This window comes from Dactylosporangium sp. CA-052675 (genome assembly GCF_050947935.1).
Classification (GTDB): Bacteria; Actinomycetota; Actinomycetes; order Mycobacteriales; family Micromonosporaceae; genus Dactylosporangium.
The window spans coordinates 7179072-7192593 of record NZ_CP192010.1 but is presented as its reverse complement, the minus strand read 5'-3'; the positions used below and the strand labels follow the sequence as shown (position 1 = coordinate 7192593).

The window sequence follows — 13522 nt, the reverse complement described above, 5'->3', positions numbered from 1 at the left end:
CGCCGGTCGCGGCCCCCGTGGCCGGCGCCGCTAGCCTGCAGGGATGCCGGGAGCGCAACTACAGGAGCTGATCGTCGCCGACGCCGAGGCGTTGCGGGCGTGGCTGGCCGAGCACCACGCGGTGTCGGCGGGGGTCTGGCTGGCCCTGACCCGCAAGGGCGGGACGGTCACCACGCTGACCTGGCAGCAGGCGGTGGACGAGGCGCTGTGCGTCGGCTGGATCGACGGGCAGGCGCGCAAGGGCGACGAGCAGCACTCCTGGATCCGCCTCACGCCGCGTACCGCCCGCAGCTCCTGGTCGCAGCGCAACGTCGGGCACGTGGCCCGGCTCGAGGAGCAGGGCCGGATGCGACCGGCGGGCCGCGCGGCGGTGGACGCGGCCAAGGCCGACGGGCGGTGGGCGGCCGCCTACGCCCCGCCGTCGGAGGCCGAGGTACCGGCCGATCTGCTGGCCGCGATCGCCGCGGTGCCGGCCGCCCAGGCCATGTTCGACGTGCTCACCAAGGCGAACCGGTTCGCGCTCATCTACCGCCTCAACGCCGTCAAGCGGGCCGAGACCCGCGAGCGGAAGATCGCCGAGTTCGTGGCGATGCTGGCCCGCCACGAGACCTTCCAGCCCCAGAAGGCCAAGCCGGTCTAGGGATCCGCCAGCACCTTGGCCAGCTCGCCCCGCGACTTCACGCCGAGCTTGGGAAAGATGCGGTACAGGTGGGTGGAGATCGTCCGCGGCGACAGGAACAGCCGCTCGCCGATCTCGCGGTTGCTCAGCCCGGCCGCGGCGAGGTGCGCGACCTGCAGCTCGTGCTCGGTGAGGGCGGCCGTCGCGTCGACCGGCCGGCGCAGCGACTCGCCCGAGGCCCGCAGCTCGGCCCGCGCGCGGTCCGCCCACGGCGTCGCCCCGAGCGCGTCGAACGTGGCCGCCGCCTCCCGCAGCTGTGGCCGGGACTCGAGGATCTGCCGGCCGCGGCGCAGGCGGGTCCCGCGGGTCAGCGCCAGCCGGGCCCGCTCGAACGGCCACGCGGCGAGGTCCGGCCCGGCGTCGTCGCCGGGCCGGGCGGCGGGGTCGCCGGCCAGGACCTCGCGGGCGTAGTGCAGAGCGGCCAGCAGTGCGGGGTTGCGGCATTGCCCGGCCACCGGCTCCAGGTCCGCGACGACCGGGGCCAGCTCGGGCCGCAGGTCGGCGAGCAGAGCCGCCTCGGCCAGGTGGCCGACGGCGGTGAGGCGCAGGTACGGGTGGTACGCGGGATCGGCCGGGTCGAACATGCGCCGCAGCTCGCGGAACGCCTCCTCGGCGCGCCCGGCGGCCAGGGCCTCGACGCCGCGCACGCGCAGGACCTGCGACAGGAGCGGATGCATGCCGGCCGCGATGAGCACCGCCTCGGCCCCGTCGGCCAGCGCGCGGGCCCGCTCGCCGTCGCCGCGCAGGGCCGCGGCCATCGCCAGGCTGAGCCGGCCGGTCAGCCCGACCTGTCCCAGGCCGATCTCCGCGGCGAGGCTCACCGTCTCCTCGGCGTGCCGCAGCGCGGAGCGGGCGTCGCCCAGGGCGGCCGCGTTGAAGGCGAGGCTGTTGAGCACGTGCACCAGCAGGCCCAGCCGGCCCTGCCGGCTGAGGTCGGCGATGCTCGGGAGCAGCAGGTGGTTCGACAGCGGGAACGCGCCGACGCCGCTGGCCGCGACGCCGAGCTCGCTCAGCGCCACCGCGCTCAGGCCGACCCGGTGGCGCAGCCGCTCGAGCCGCTCCAGACTCGCCGCGCCGCGCTCGATCGGGGCGGCGGTGGCCATCGCGGCCAGGGCCCGGTAGTCGTCGCCGGGCGTGTCGAGCGCCTCGGCGATCTCGACGTAGCGCCGGCGCAGCGCGTCGCCCGGGTTGGACCAGTGCATGCGCAGGCTCAGGTCGATCAGCGAGCTCAGGGCGAGGTTGGCGTCGCCGGTCCGGCGCATGTCGTCGATGAGATCGAGGTACACCCCGAGCCGGGTGGTGCCGGTGAAGCCCGCGCCGACGAAGGACTCGTGCAGCCACGCGTAGCGCGCCCGGTGGGCCGGCCGCAGCTCCTCGGAGCCGACCTGGGCCAGCAGCCGCCGCACGGTGTCGCCGTCGCCCTGCTGGCTGGCCAGCTCCGCGGCCCAGAGCAGCCGCAGCACGCGCTCGGTGTGGTCCTCGCTGAGCTGCGCGGCCCGCTCCAGCGCGGCCTGCGCGACCCCGGCGGCCTGGCTGCGGTGGGCCCGGATCGCGGTCTTGGCCAGGTCCCGCGCGATCGCCTCGTCCGGGCCGGCGGCGGCCGCGGCGCGGTGCCAGATCTGGCGGCCCGGCTCGGCCGCGAGCACCCGGGCCAGCGCGGCGTGCGTGGCCCGGCGCACCTCCGCCGTGGCCGATCCCGCCAGCGCCGAGCGCAGCAGGGGGTGACGGAACCGGATTCGGTACTGCTCATCGACGGCCATCAGCCGCGTCCGCACCGCCGGCTCCGCGTCGGCCGCCGTGACCGGCCGCCCCCGGACGATCGCGGTCGCGGCCGTCACCTCGTCCAGCGCGTCGCCGTCGTCGAGCGCGGCGGTCAGCAGCAGGGCCCGGGTCGGCTCCGGCAGCTCGGCGACCAGGGCCGAGAACGTCCGCTCGACCCGGGTGCTCAGCGGCAGCGCGGCCGGCAGCAGCGCGGCGGCCCCGGAGCGGGCCGCGGCCTCGCCCAGCTCGACCAGGCCGAGCGGGTTGCCGGCCGCCGCGTCGAGGACCCGGGCCCGCAGGGCGGGGGAGAGGCCGGGGGCGATCCGGTCGAGCAGCTCCGCGGCGGCCTGCGGCCCGAGCGGGTCGAGCCGGATCTCGGGCAGCCCGGCGGCGGCCAGGCGCCGCTCGACGTCGTCGCCGTCGCGGACCGTCATCACCAGCGCGATCCGGTCGGACTCCAGGCGGCGGCCCAGGAACGTCAGCGCGTCCCAGCTCGGCGCGTCGGCCCAGTGCGCGTCCTCGACGGCGAGCAGGACCGGCTCGCCGAGGTCCCCGAGCCGGTCGAGGACCCGCATGCCGATCCGGTACGGCGAGGACTCCCCGTCCGGGTCGAAGCGCACCCCGACCTGGCGCAGCAGCTGGTGGATGACCGCGTAGGGGATCCGGGCCTCGGCCTGCACCCCAGCCGCCGTGACGATCCGCATTCCCTCGGCCCGGGCCGTGGCGGCCGCCTGGGCCAGCAGCGCCGTCTTGCCGATGCCGGCCTCGCCGCGCAGCACCAGTCCGCCGCCCTGGTCACGGGCGGCCGAGCGCAGCACGGCGTGCAGCCGCGCCCACTGCGCATCGCGTCCGACCAGCACGCGTGGTCAGCCCAGCGCCAGGCCGGGCTCGTCGTCCGGCAGGCCGGGGCGGGCGGCCGGGATGCGGTACTCCTCGGTCAGCTGGGTCATCGGGCCGGGCCAGGCCGCCTGGGCGACCTCGATGACCTTGTGGTCGTCGTCGTAGGCCACGTGCAGCAGCACCAGGACCGGCGTGTCGGGCCGGATCTGCAGCAGCTCGGCCTCCTCCCGGGTCGGCAGCCGGGCGCTGACCTGGTCGCGGGCGCTGGCGTAGCGGCGGCCGAGCTCCTCCTCGACCTCCTGGAACAGCGGCCGGTCGAACACGTCGGGGCGCTCGATCGACGTCCCGCGCACGTCGTTCGGCCGGAACCAGGACGCCCCGACCTCGACGGGGGAGTCCCCGGTCCGCACGAGATGCCGCCGCACGAGCAGCGGCGCCCCGGCGTCGAGCCCGAACGCCTCCGCGACCTCCGCGGGCGCCGGCATCTGCGCGACGATCATGAGGTGCTGCCGGTACCGCGCCGCGAGCTCCGCGTGGTAGCCGCGCTGCGACCCGTAGCGGCCGCGGGAGAGCCGGTTCATCCGGCGCTTGGTGCCGCGCACGAACGTGCCCGAGCCCGGCCGGGTGATCAGCAGGCCCTCGATGCGCAGCTGGTCGATCGTGCGCTGGACGGTCTGCTTGGCGACCCCGTACTGCGCGGCCAGCGACGGAATCGACGGCAGTCGCTCGCCGGGCGCCCAGTCGCCGCGCTGGATCTGCGCGCGGATCTGGGCGCCGATCTGCCGATGCGGGAACTCCGCCGCGCCCGGATTGATGGTCATAGGGCTCAACCTAGCCTCCTAGGATGCCATGCGCAACGTGTTCGAGTGAACTGACTCGCGGCAACGGCGATCGAGGGCCGCGCGGCACAACGCCCAGGCTTGTCCCGGCAGGGCTTGTCGGAAAACTTCGCCGCGGACCGGGCGCGGGCGGTCCCCGAGCCCGAGCAGCCGACGCGCCCGGGGTCGCGGTGGACCCCGGGCGCGTCGGCTTCGGCAAGGGCTGGTGCTACTTGGCGTTGAAGTACGACGCGTCGGGGTGGTGCACGATGATCGCGTCGGTGGCCTGCTCCGGCACCAGCTGGAACTCCTCCGACAGCGACACCCCGATGCGGTCCGGCCGCAGCAGGGCGACCGTTTTCGCGCGGTCCTCCAGGTCGGGGCAGGCCGGGTAGCCGAAGCTGTACCGGCAGCCGCGGAAGTCGGTGCGCAGCAGCCCGTCGAGGTCCTTCGGGTCCTCGTCGGCCATCCGGTGGCCGCCGGGCAGGACGAGCTCCTCCCGCACGCGCTTGTGCCAGTACTCGGCCAGGGCCTCGGTCAGCTGCACCGACAGGCCGTGCACCTCGAGGTAGTCGCGGTAGGCGTTCTCGGCGAAGAGCTTCGCGGTGTAGTCCGACACCGGCTGGCCGACGGTGACCAGCTGCATGCCGATGACGTCGAGCTCGCCGGCGTCGCGGGGCTTGAAGAAGTCGGCGATGCACAGGCGGCGGTCGCGGCGCTGGCGCGGGAAGGAGAACCGGGCCCGCTCGCTGTGGCCGTTCTCGTCGAGCACGATGAGGTCGTTGCCCTCGGAGTAGCAGGGGAAGTACCCGTAGACGACCGCGGCCTCGAGGACCCGGTCGGAGGCGAGGCGGTCCATCCAGTACCGCAGCCGGGGGCGGCCCTCGGTCTCGACCAGCTCCTCGTAGGAGGGGCCGGTGCCGCCGCGGGCGCCGCGCAGGCCCCACTGGCCGAGGAAGGTGGCCCGCTCGTCGAGCAGGGCCGCGTAGTCGGCGAGGGGGATGCCCTTGACGACCCGGGTGCCGAAGAACGGGGCGACCGGCACCGGGGCGGTGTAGTCGATGTCGGACTTCACCGAGGCGTCGTCGAGCGCCGGCAGGTCCTCGCGGACCTCGACGGTGCGGGCGCGGCGCTCCCGGCGGGCGGCCAGGGCGGCCTCGCGCTCGGGGTCGATGGCGGGCGCGCCGCCGCGCTTGGCGGTCATGACCCGGTCCATGAGGGCGAGGCCCTCGAAGGCGTCGCGGGCGTAGTGCACGTCGCCGTGGTAGAGGGCACGCAGGTCGTCCTCGACGTAGGCGCGGGTGAGGGCGGCCCCGCCGAGCAGCACCGGCCAGCGTTCGGCGACGCCGCGGGCGTTCATCTCCTCCAGGTTCTCCTTCATGATCACCGTGGACTTGACGAGGAGGCCGGACATGCCGATGGCGTCGGCCTGCTTCTCCTCGGCGGCCTCGATGATCGCGGAGATCGGCTGCTTGATGCCGATGTTGACGACCTCGTACCCGTTGTTGGACAGGATGATGTCGACGAGGTTCTTGCCGATGTCGTGCACGTCGCCCTTGACGGTGGCCAGCACGATGCGGCCCTTGCCGGCGTCGTCGTCGGACTTCTCCATGTGCGGTTCGAGGTAGGCGACGGCGGTCTTCATCACCTCGGCGGACTGCAGCACGAACGGCAGCTGCATCTGCCCGGAGCCGAAGAGCTCGCCGACGGTCTTCATGCCGTCGAGGAGGACGTCGTTGATGATGGCGAGCGCGCTCAGGCCGGTGAGCGCCTCGTCGAGGTCGGCCTCGAGGCCGTTGCGCTCGCCGTCGATGATCCGCCGCTTGAGCCGCTCCTGCAGGGGCAGGGCGGCGAGCTCCTCGGCGCGGGACGCCTTGGCCGAGGCGACGTCGACGCCCTCGAAGAGCTCGATGAAGCGCTGCAGCGGGTCGTAGCCCTCGCGGCGGCGGTCGTAGACGAGGTCGAGGGCGACCTCGCGCTGCTCGTCGGGGATCCGGCTCATCGGCAGGATCTTCGACGCGTGCACGATGGCGCTGGTGAGGCCGGCCTCCTGGCACTCGTGCAGGAAGACGGAGTTGAGCACCTGGCGCGCGGCCGGGTTGATGCCGAACGAGACGTTGGAGATGCCCAGGGTGAAGTTGATCCCGGGGTACAGCCGGGAGATCTCCCGGATCGCCTCGATCGTCTCGATGCCGTCGCGGCGGACCTCCTCCTGGCCCGTGGTGATCGGGAAGGTCAGGCAGTCCACGAGAATGTCGGAGACGTGCATGCCCCACTTGGTGGTGAGGTCGTCGATGAGCCGGGCGGCGACGCGGACCTTCCACTCGGCGGTGCGGGCCTGGCCCTCCTCGTCGATGGTGAGCGCGACGACGGCGGCGCCGTGCTCCTTGACCAGGGGCATCATCCGGGCGTAGCGGGAGCCCGGGCCGTCGCCGTCCTCGAAGTTGACGGAGTTGACGATGCAGCGGCCGCCGAGCATCTCCAGGCCGGCCGCGATGACCTCGGGCTCGGTGGAGTCGAGCATGATCGGCAGGGTGGAGGCGGTGGCGAAGCGGCCGGCGAGCTCGCGCATGTCCTGGGCGCCGTCGCGGCCGACGTAGTCGACGTTGAGGTCGAGCATGTGGGAGCCGTCGCGGGCCTGCTGGCGGGCGATCTCGACGCAGGTCTGGTAGTCGGCGGCGAGCATCGCCTCGCGGAACGCCTTGGAGCCGTTGGCGTTGGTCCGCTCGCCGACCATGAGCACGCTGGCGTCCTGGTGGAACGGGACGTGGTGGTAGATGCTGGCGATGCCCGGCTCGATCTGCGGGCGGCGGGTGACGGGGTGCTGGGCGCCGAGCCGGTTCGCGACGGCGTTGATGTGGGCGGGGGTCGTGCCGCAGCAGCCGCCGACGAGCCCGGCGCCGTAGTCGAGCACGAAGCGCTGCAGCGCCTCGGCGAGCTCGTCCGGGGTGAGCGGGTAGTAGGCGCCGTTCGCGGTCAGCTGGGGCAGGCCGGCGTTCGGCATGACCGACACGGGGATGCGGGCGTGCTGGGCGAGGTACCGCAGATGCTCGCTCATCTCCGCGGGCCCGGTGGCGCAGTTGAGGCCGATGAGGTCGATGCCGAGCGGTTCGAGGGCGGTGAGTGCGGCGCCGATCTCCGAGCCGAGCAGCATGGTGCCGGTCGTCTCGACGGTGACGTGACAGATGATCGGCACGGTGAGCCCGGTGGACTCGAAAGCCCGCTGGGCGCCGATGATCGCCGCCTTCGTCTGCAGCAGGTCCTGGCAGGTTTCGATGATCAGCGCGTCGGCGCCGCCCTCGATGAGCCCGGCGGCGTTGTCGAAGTACGCGTCGCGCAGGGCGGCGAAGGGGGCGTGGCCGAGCGTGGGCAGCTTGGTGCCGGGGCCGATCGAGCCGAGCACGAAGCGGGGCCGCTCGGGGGTGCTGTGGGCGTCGGCGGCGTCGCGGGCGAGGCGGGCACCGGCCTGGGACAGCTCGCGGATGCGCGACTCGATGCCGTATTCGCCGAGGTTGGCCAGGTTTGCCCCGAACGTGTTGGTTTCGACGGCGTCGGACCCGGCCGCGAAGTACTCCTCATGGACCTGTCGCACGACGTCGGGGCGGGTCACGTTGAGCACCTCGTTGCAGCCTTCATGCCCCTCGAAGTCGTCGAGGGTGAGCTCGGCCGCCTGGAGCATGGTGCCCATCGCGCCGTCGGCGAGGAGCACGCGCTCAGCGAGGGTCTTCAGTAGATCCGGCATACCCCAGAGGCTATCGGGCTCCCGGCGTCGAATCCGCCCCGGGCAGACGCGATTCCCGCCACGTATCGGTACCGATCTCCCGCTGGGTGGGAACCTCCGTCGTCAGGAGGTCACCGCCTGCATCGCTTTTCGGAGCCGGCTGGGCGGCCGGCGCCTCCTCGTGGGGGACGCGCCAGAACACCACGGCGAGGAAGATGAGCGCCACGCCCATGATCAGCAGCGGGGTGATCGAGCCGGTCGGCGGGTGCCACTTGCCGGCGAGGGGGTTGAACCAGCCGACGCCGGCGTTGTTGGGCAGGCCGCGCTGCCAGCGCACCATCGCCCAGACGAGCAGCACGAAGTGGATCGGCAGCAGGAAGATGATCATCGTGCGGGTCAGGGTGCGGGACTGCCCGGCGTCGAACAGCCGCCGCTCGAGCGTCCACGCGGCCAGCAGGGGCAGGCCGGCCAGCAGGGGCAGCATGTACCGGCCGTTGATGATGAATCCGGTCATGTTGGCCTGGCTCACCTGGAGCATGCCGGGCAGCGCGACGCCGCCGAGGAGGATGACGAGGTAGCGCCACCGCGTCGTCCAGTCCCCGAAGATCCCGCCGAGGAAGACCAGCCCGCCCACGAGCAGCGCCCAGACCACGTAGAACGGCGCCCACATGAGCACGTCGAACCAGCCCGCGACGCCGATCATGCCCTCGATGTACACCCACCAGCTGTTCGCGTAGATCGCGATGGCCTCGCCGGTCTTGTACGAGTACAGCCCGGGCGGGGGCGGGACGAGCTCGCCGGTCTTCATGCCGACGATCCACGCGGCGGACAGCACCGCGGCGAGGATCACGCCGCCGGTCCACAGCTTGACGCGCAGCAGCCCCCAGTACTCCCGCAGCCACTTCCACCGCACCGGCACCACGAGCGCGAAGAAGGCGAACGCGAACCAGGCCGGGCCGGCCGAGCGCAGGGTCAGCAGGAGCACCGCGCTGATACCCAGCAGCGTGACGAGCGATCGCTTGTTCGCCAGGTCGGGCGGCTCCAGCAGCAGCGGTATGCCCGCGGCGAAGAACGCGATGCCGGCCGCGATCTCGACCGAGTTCGGGTTCACGCCGCCGGCCAGGTGGGCCAGCATCGGGGTGGCCACGCCGAGCAGCGTCGCCGCCGCCAGCCCGAACCGCGACCAGCGCAGCAGCGACACGAACGCCGAGGCCAGCAGGGCCGCGCAGATCGCCGCGCTGATCAGCCGGGCGACGACCAGGCCGCCCCAGTTCGGCCACAGCCGCAGCGGCACCCCGACGGCGAAGTAGTAGAGCGGGTTGTACCGCCCGGCGCTCGTGCTGACCTCGCCGATCGGGCCGCCCCGCAGCCCCTCGGCGCAGGCCGCCGACACGTTGGGCTTGAAGCCGAAGCACACGGCGTGAGCGTCCATGCCGACCGGTACGCGCTGGTAGGCCCCCATGCCGGGCTTCTCGAACGCGTCCGGGACGGTCGCCGGCCGGGCGAAGATCTGCCCCGGGTCGAAGGAGGCGACCCCGGCGGCCCGGATGGTGTGCTGAACCTCGTCGGCCGGCCCGTCGAAGGGGGCGGCGAAGCACCAGGCGCCGAAGACGAGGAAGAACGCCGAGAAGGCGAGCAGCCAGGACCTGCGAGCGTTTCGCATTCCCGGATGCTACCGAGAGATCTTGAGTCGCCTGCTACTGGGCGTGACATCTCACCCAGGCCCGGCCGCGGCGGGTATCCACTCTCATCTGGGTTCCCCAGCGCGGCCAACAAGCCATTGCGCGGGCATCCACGTAGGCTGGGACCCGTGACCGAGTTCGACGGCCTGCCCGTGCTGCGCTCCCCTGTCGCGATTGCCGCGTTCGAAGGGTGGAACGACGCCGCCGATGCGTCGACCGCCGTGGTCGAGCATCTCGAGCAGGAGTGGGGTGCCGAGACCATCGCCTCGCTCGACCCCGAGGACTTCTACGACTTCCAGGTCAACCGGCCGACGGTCGTGATGTCCGAGGGGGAGACGCGGCGCATCGAGTGGCCGACCACCCGCTTCTCGGTGGCCAGCCCGCCCGACGCCGAGCGCGACATCGTGCTGATCCGCGGCATCGAGCCGAGCATGCGCTGGCGGACCTTCTGCGAGGAGGTCCTCGAGGTGTGCCACTCCCTCGAGGTCAGCCGGGTGGTGCTGCTCGGGGCGCTGCTCGCCGACGTGCCGTATACGCGGCCCCTGCCGGTGAGCGGCTCGGCCCCGTCCGGCGCCTCGGCCGAGACGATCGAGCGCCTCGGCCTGATCCCGACCCGCTACGAGGGCCCGACCGGCATCGTGGGCGTCCTGCACGACGCGAGCGTGCGCGCCGACCTCGAGGCCGTGTCGTTCTGGGTGCACGTGCCGCACTACGCGAACAACCCGCCGTGCCCGAAGGCGACCCTGGCCCTGCTGCACCGCCTCGAGGAGATCCTGGACCTGCCGGTGCCGACCGGCGACCTGGCCAAGGAGTCCGCGGAGTGGGAGGAGCGGCTCAAGCAGGCCGCGGAGCAGGACGCGGAGCTCGCCGAATACGTGCGGGAGCTGGAGGAGCGCTCGGGCGACGCTGGGCTGCAGCCGCTGTCCGGCGACGAGATCGCGCAGGAGTTCGAGAAGTACCTGCGACGCCGCGGCGGCCAGGCCGGCCCGTCGGCGACCGGGGCCTGGTAGGCCGCTGCCGCAGGCTGCCGAGCGAAATGGCGGCCGAACCGGCGGACACGTCCATGCGAAGTGTCGGCCGCGAACCGGCCGGCAGGTCTGTGCGAAATGCCGGCCGCACCATGTACACCCTCGCGGGCGGGCCGGTGCCGCTTCGCGGGCTGAACTGGCCGGCAGGTCCGTGCGAAATGTCGGCCGCTTCGCGGCCGAACCAGCCGACATTTCGGATTTATCCCTCGCCGGGCGACATGTCCGGAACGTGAGAACCCGGGCGCCGGAGCGCCCGGGTTCGCCGCGTCAGTCCTGCACGTACGTGCTCAGGAACCGCCCGAGCCGCGACACCGCGTCCTCGAGATCGGCCACCCGCGGCAGCGTCACGATGCGGAAGTGGTCCGGGTGGTGCCAGTTGAACCCGGTACCCTGCACGACCAGCACCTTCTCCGCCTTCAGGAAGTCCAGGGCGAAGCGCAGGTCGTCCTTGATCGGGTGCACCTCGGGGTCGATGCGCGGGAACATGTACAGCGCCCCCTGCGGCTTCACGCACGACACGCCCGGGATGTCGTTGAGCATCTTCCAGGCGACGTCGCGCTGCGCCAGCAGCCGCCCGCCGGGCAGCACCAGGTCGTTGATCGACTGGTAGCCGCCCAGGGCCGTCTGCACCGCGTGCTGGGTCGGCACGTTCGGGCACAGCCGCATGTTGGCCAGTATGTCGAGGCCCTCGATGTAGCTCGTCGCGTGCGCCTTCGGCCCGGCCAGGACCATCCAGCCGGTGCGGAAGCCGGCCACCCGGTACGCCTTGGACAGCCCGTTGAACGTGATCGTGAGCAGGTCCGGCGCGACGGCCGCGGTCGAGACGTGCTCGGCGCCGTCGAAGAGGATCTTGTCGTAGATCTCGTCGGAGAACACGATCAGGTCGTGGCGCCGGGCGACCTCGGCGATGCGCTCCAGCATCTGCCGGTTGTAGACCGCGCCGGTCGGGTTGTTCGGGTTGATGACCACGATCGCCTTGGTGCGCGGCGTCACCTTCGCCGCGATGTCCTCGACGTCGGGCATCCAGTCGTTGGACTCGTCGCACACGTAGTGCACGGGCCGCCCGCCGCACAGCGACACCGACGCCGTCCACAGCGGGTAGTCGGGGGAGGGGATGAGCACCTCGTCGCCGTTGTCGAGCAGCGCCTGCAGCGACATGACGATGAGCTCGGAGACGCCGTTGCCCAGGTACACGTCCTCGATGTCGACACCGGTGACGTCCTTCTGCTGGTAGTACTGCACCACGGCCCGCCGGGCCGACAGCAGCCCCTTGGAGTCCCCGTAGCCGTGCGCGGCCGGCAGGTTGAGGATCACGTCCTGCAGGATCTCCTCGGGCGCCTCGAAGCCGAACGGCGCCGGGTTGCCGATGTTGAGCTTGAGGATGTGGTGGCCGTCGGCCTCCATGCGCTTGGCGGCGGCCATGACCGGCCCGCGGATGTCGTAACAGACGTTGGCCAGCTTCGCGGACTGAGTCACCTGCATGCAGGCACCCTACGACTCGCCGGCAACCGCGACGGTAGCCACTTCCCAGGATGTGGCCCCGCGGCCGACTCCCGCACGGGCGGCCCGTGGGTACGATTCGCCATAGTTGGGCGGGCCAGGGGAGGGGCTGCGGTGCAGGGGTTCGGGGACTTGGAAGCGGCGCTCATGGAACTGCTGTGGCAGCGTGAGCGGCCGACCACCGTCCGGGAGGCGATGACGGAGCTGACCTGGCACCGCGAGCTCGCGTACACGACGGTGATGACGGTGCTCGACACCCTCTTCCGCAAGGGCTGGCTGACCCGCGAGCCCGACGGCCGCGCCTACCGGTACAGCCCGGCCCTGACCCGCGACCAGTACGTGGCCCAGACCATGCACGAGGTCCTCGTCGACAGCGGCGACCGCCTCGAGGCCCTCACGCACTTCGTCGGCCGGATGACCCTCGACGAGGCCGCGGCCCTGCGCGCGGCGCTGAGCACCTACGAGCGCAAGATCGCCGGGCGATGAGCCCGCTGCTGCTGGTCGGGTTCGCGCTGGCGCTGGCCGCGCTCGGCGCCCCGCGGCTGGCCGCGGCCGCGTGGGTGACCCGCTCGCCGCGGCTGGGCGTCGCGGCCTGGCTGGTGCTGAGCGCCGCGATCCTGGCCTCGGCCCTGCTGGCCGCGCTGACGCTGCTGCTCTACTGGGACTGCGCGCACGACTTCGCCGCCGGGGCCTGGCACATGTGCCTCGACGCGCTGCTGGGCCGCCACGACCACCATCGTGCGCGGGCCATCGCCTTCGCGGGGCTCGTGGTGCTGCTGGCGCTTGCGTTGCGGCTGGCGCTCAGCGCCGGGCGGCTGTACGCCACCCATCGCACGCTGCGCAGCCGGCTGCGGCTGCTCGTGCGGGCCGCGGGGACCGGCGAGCGGGTGCCGGGCGCGACCGTGGTGACGCACCCCGAGCCGGCCGCGTACCTGGTGCCCGGCCCGCGGCTGCCCGGCCGCGCCGCCGACATCGTCATCACGTCGGCCGCCGTGGACCGCCTGGCCGCGCCGGAGCTGTCGGCCGTGCTCGCCCACGAGCGCGGCCACCACGAGGGCCGCCACTTCGAGGCGACCCGCTGGATGCGGATGCTGGCCCAGGCGTTCCCGTGGGCGCCCTGCTTCCGCCTCGGCGCACGGCAGGTGGACCGCCTCGTCGAGCTGTGCGCGGACGACACCGCGGCGCGCACCGCCCGGCGCGTGGACCTGGCCCGGGCCCTGGCCGCGATGGCCGGCTCGGCGGGGCCGGCGCCCGGCCTGCCCCTGCACGGCGGCGACGCCCTGGAGCGGATGCACCGCCTCCTGGACCCGCCCCGCCCCCTGCGCCCGCTCTCGCGCGCCGCCATCGTCACGCTCTGTGGTGCGACCCTGACCGCCCCGCCGGTGCTGGCGATCCTCGAGCGCACGCTCCTGGCGTTGTAAAAAGCTCATGGCTCGGGCCCGCGTCACCTGCGGACCGTCGCTCCCGCCAGGAATCCCGGCCTCCGCGGTGGC

The 13522-nt window shown here is 73.1% G+C and carries 9 protein-coding genes; 4 read left to right on the top strand and 5 right to left on the bottom strand.

Annotated features, from left to right (window positions below; translation table 11 throughout):
* The first annotated feature begins 43 nt into the window (after window positions 1-43).
* The gene (locus ACQP1P_RS32090) at window positions 44-640 is read left to right on the top strand and encodes a YdeI/OmpD-associated family protein (protein WP_433076521.1); all 597 of its coding nucleotides are present in this window, start codon (window positions 44-46) and stop codon (window positions 638-640) included.
* Here the strand turns inward: ACQP1P_RS32090 and ACQP1P_RS32085 are convergent.
* The 4 genes from ACQP1P_RS32085 to ACQP1P_RS32070 form a co-directional block, all read right to left on the bottom strand.
* Entirely contained in the window at window positions 637-3300 is a 2664-nt protein-coding gene (locus ACQP1P_RS32085; protein WP_433076519.1) for a helix-turn-helix transcriptional regulator, read from the bottom strand. The genes ACQP1P_RS32090 and ACQP1P_RS32085 overlap by 4 nt on opposite strands.
* A 6-nt stretch (window positions 3301-3306) precedes the next feature.
* Entirely contained in the window at window positions 3307-4101 is a 795-nt protein-coding gene (locus ACQP1P_RS32080) for a GntR family transcriptional regulator (RefSeq protein ID WP_433076517.1), read from the bottom strand.
* Window positions 4102-4327: 226 nt separating this feature from the next.
* A complete protein-coding gene (gene metH, locus ACQP1P_RS32075) occupies window positions 4328-7840 on the bottom strand; it encodes a methionine synthase (RefSeq protein ID WP_433076515.1) in 3513 nt (1170 codons plus the stop codon).
* A gap of 10 nt (window positions 7841-7850) precedes the next feature.
* Window positions 7851-9482 (bottom strand): hypothetical protein, encoded by a 1632-nt coding sequence (locus ACQP1P_RS32070; protein WP_433076513.1) that lies wholly within the window; start codon window positions 9480-9482, stop codon window positions 7851-7853.
* 147 nt (window positions 9483-9629) lie between these two features.
* On the opposite strand from ACQP1P_RS32070, the gene ACQP1P_RS32065 reads away from it, so the two are divergent.
* Window positions 9630-10511 (top strand): PAC2 family protein, encoded by an 882-nt coding sequence (locus tag ACQP1P_RS32065; protein WP_433076511.1) that lies wholly within the window; start codon window positions 9630-9632, stop codon window positions 10509-10511.
* 285 nt (window positions 10512-10796) lie between these two features.
* Here the strand turns inward: ACQP1P_RS32065 and ACQP1P_RS32060 are convergent, their stop codons facing one another.
* Window positions 10797-12011: a pyridoxal phosphate-dependent aminotransferase gene (locus ACQP1P_RS32060; RefSeq protein WP_433076509.1), complete on the bottom strand. Its 1215-nt coding sequence runs from the start codon at window positions 12009-12011 to the stop codon at window positions 10797-10799.
* Between the two features lie 132 nt (window positions 12012-12143).
* On the opposite strand from ACQP1P_RS32060, the gene ACQP1P_RS32055 reads away from it, so the two are divergent.
* Complete coding sequence (locus tag ACQP1P_RS32055; RefSeq protein WP_350625681.1) at window positions 12144-12515, top strand: BlaI/MecI/CopY family transcriptional regulator; 372 nt, start codon at window positions 12144-12146, stop codon at window positions 12513-12515.
* Window positions 12512-13450, top strand: coding sequence for a M56 family metallopeptidase (locus ACQP1P_RS32050; RefSeq protein WP_433076507.1), 939 nt, complete (start codon window positions 12512-12514; stop codon window positions 13448-13450). Before ACQP1P_RS32055 ends, ACQP1P_RS32050 begins: the two co-directional genes overlap by 4 nt.
* Window positions 13451-13522 lie beyond the last annotated feature (72 nt).

Excerpts from the sequence above, each read along its gene's own strand:
- metH (WP_433076515.1), bottom strand. The coding sequence starts at position 7,840 with ATGCCGGATCTACTGAAGACCCTCGCTGAGCGCGTGCTCCTCGCCGAC.
- ACQP1P_RS32090 (WP_433076521.1), top strand. The coding sequence starts at position 44 with ATGCCGGGAGCGCAACTACAGGAGCTGATCGTCGCCGACGCCGAGGCG.
- ACQP1P_RS32070 (WP_433076513.1), bottom strand. The coding sequence starts at position 9,482 with ATGCGAAACGCTCGCAGGTCCTGGCTGCTCGCCTTCTCGGCGTTCTTC.
- ACQP1P_RS32050 (WP_433076507.1), top strand. The coding sequence starts at position 12,512 with ATGAGCCCGCTGCTGCTGGTCGGGTTCGCGCTGGCGCTGGCCGCGCTC.
- ACQP1P_RS32060 (WP_433076509.1), bottom strand. The coding sequence starts at position 12,011 with ATGCAGGTGACTCAGTCCGCGAAGCTGGCCAACGTCTGTTACGACATC.
- ACQP1P_RS32080 (WP_433076517.1), bottom strand. The coding sequence starts at position 4,101 with ATGACCATCAATCCGGGCGCGGCGGAGTTCCCGCATCGGCAGATCGGC.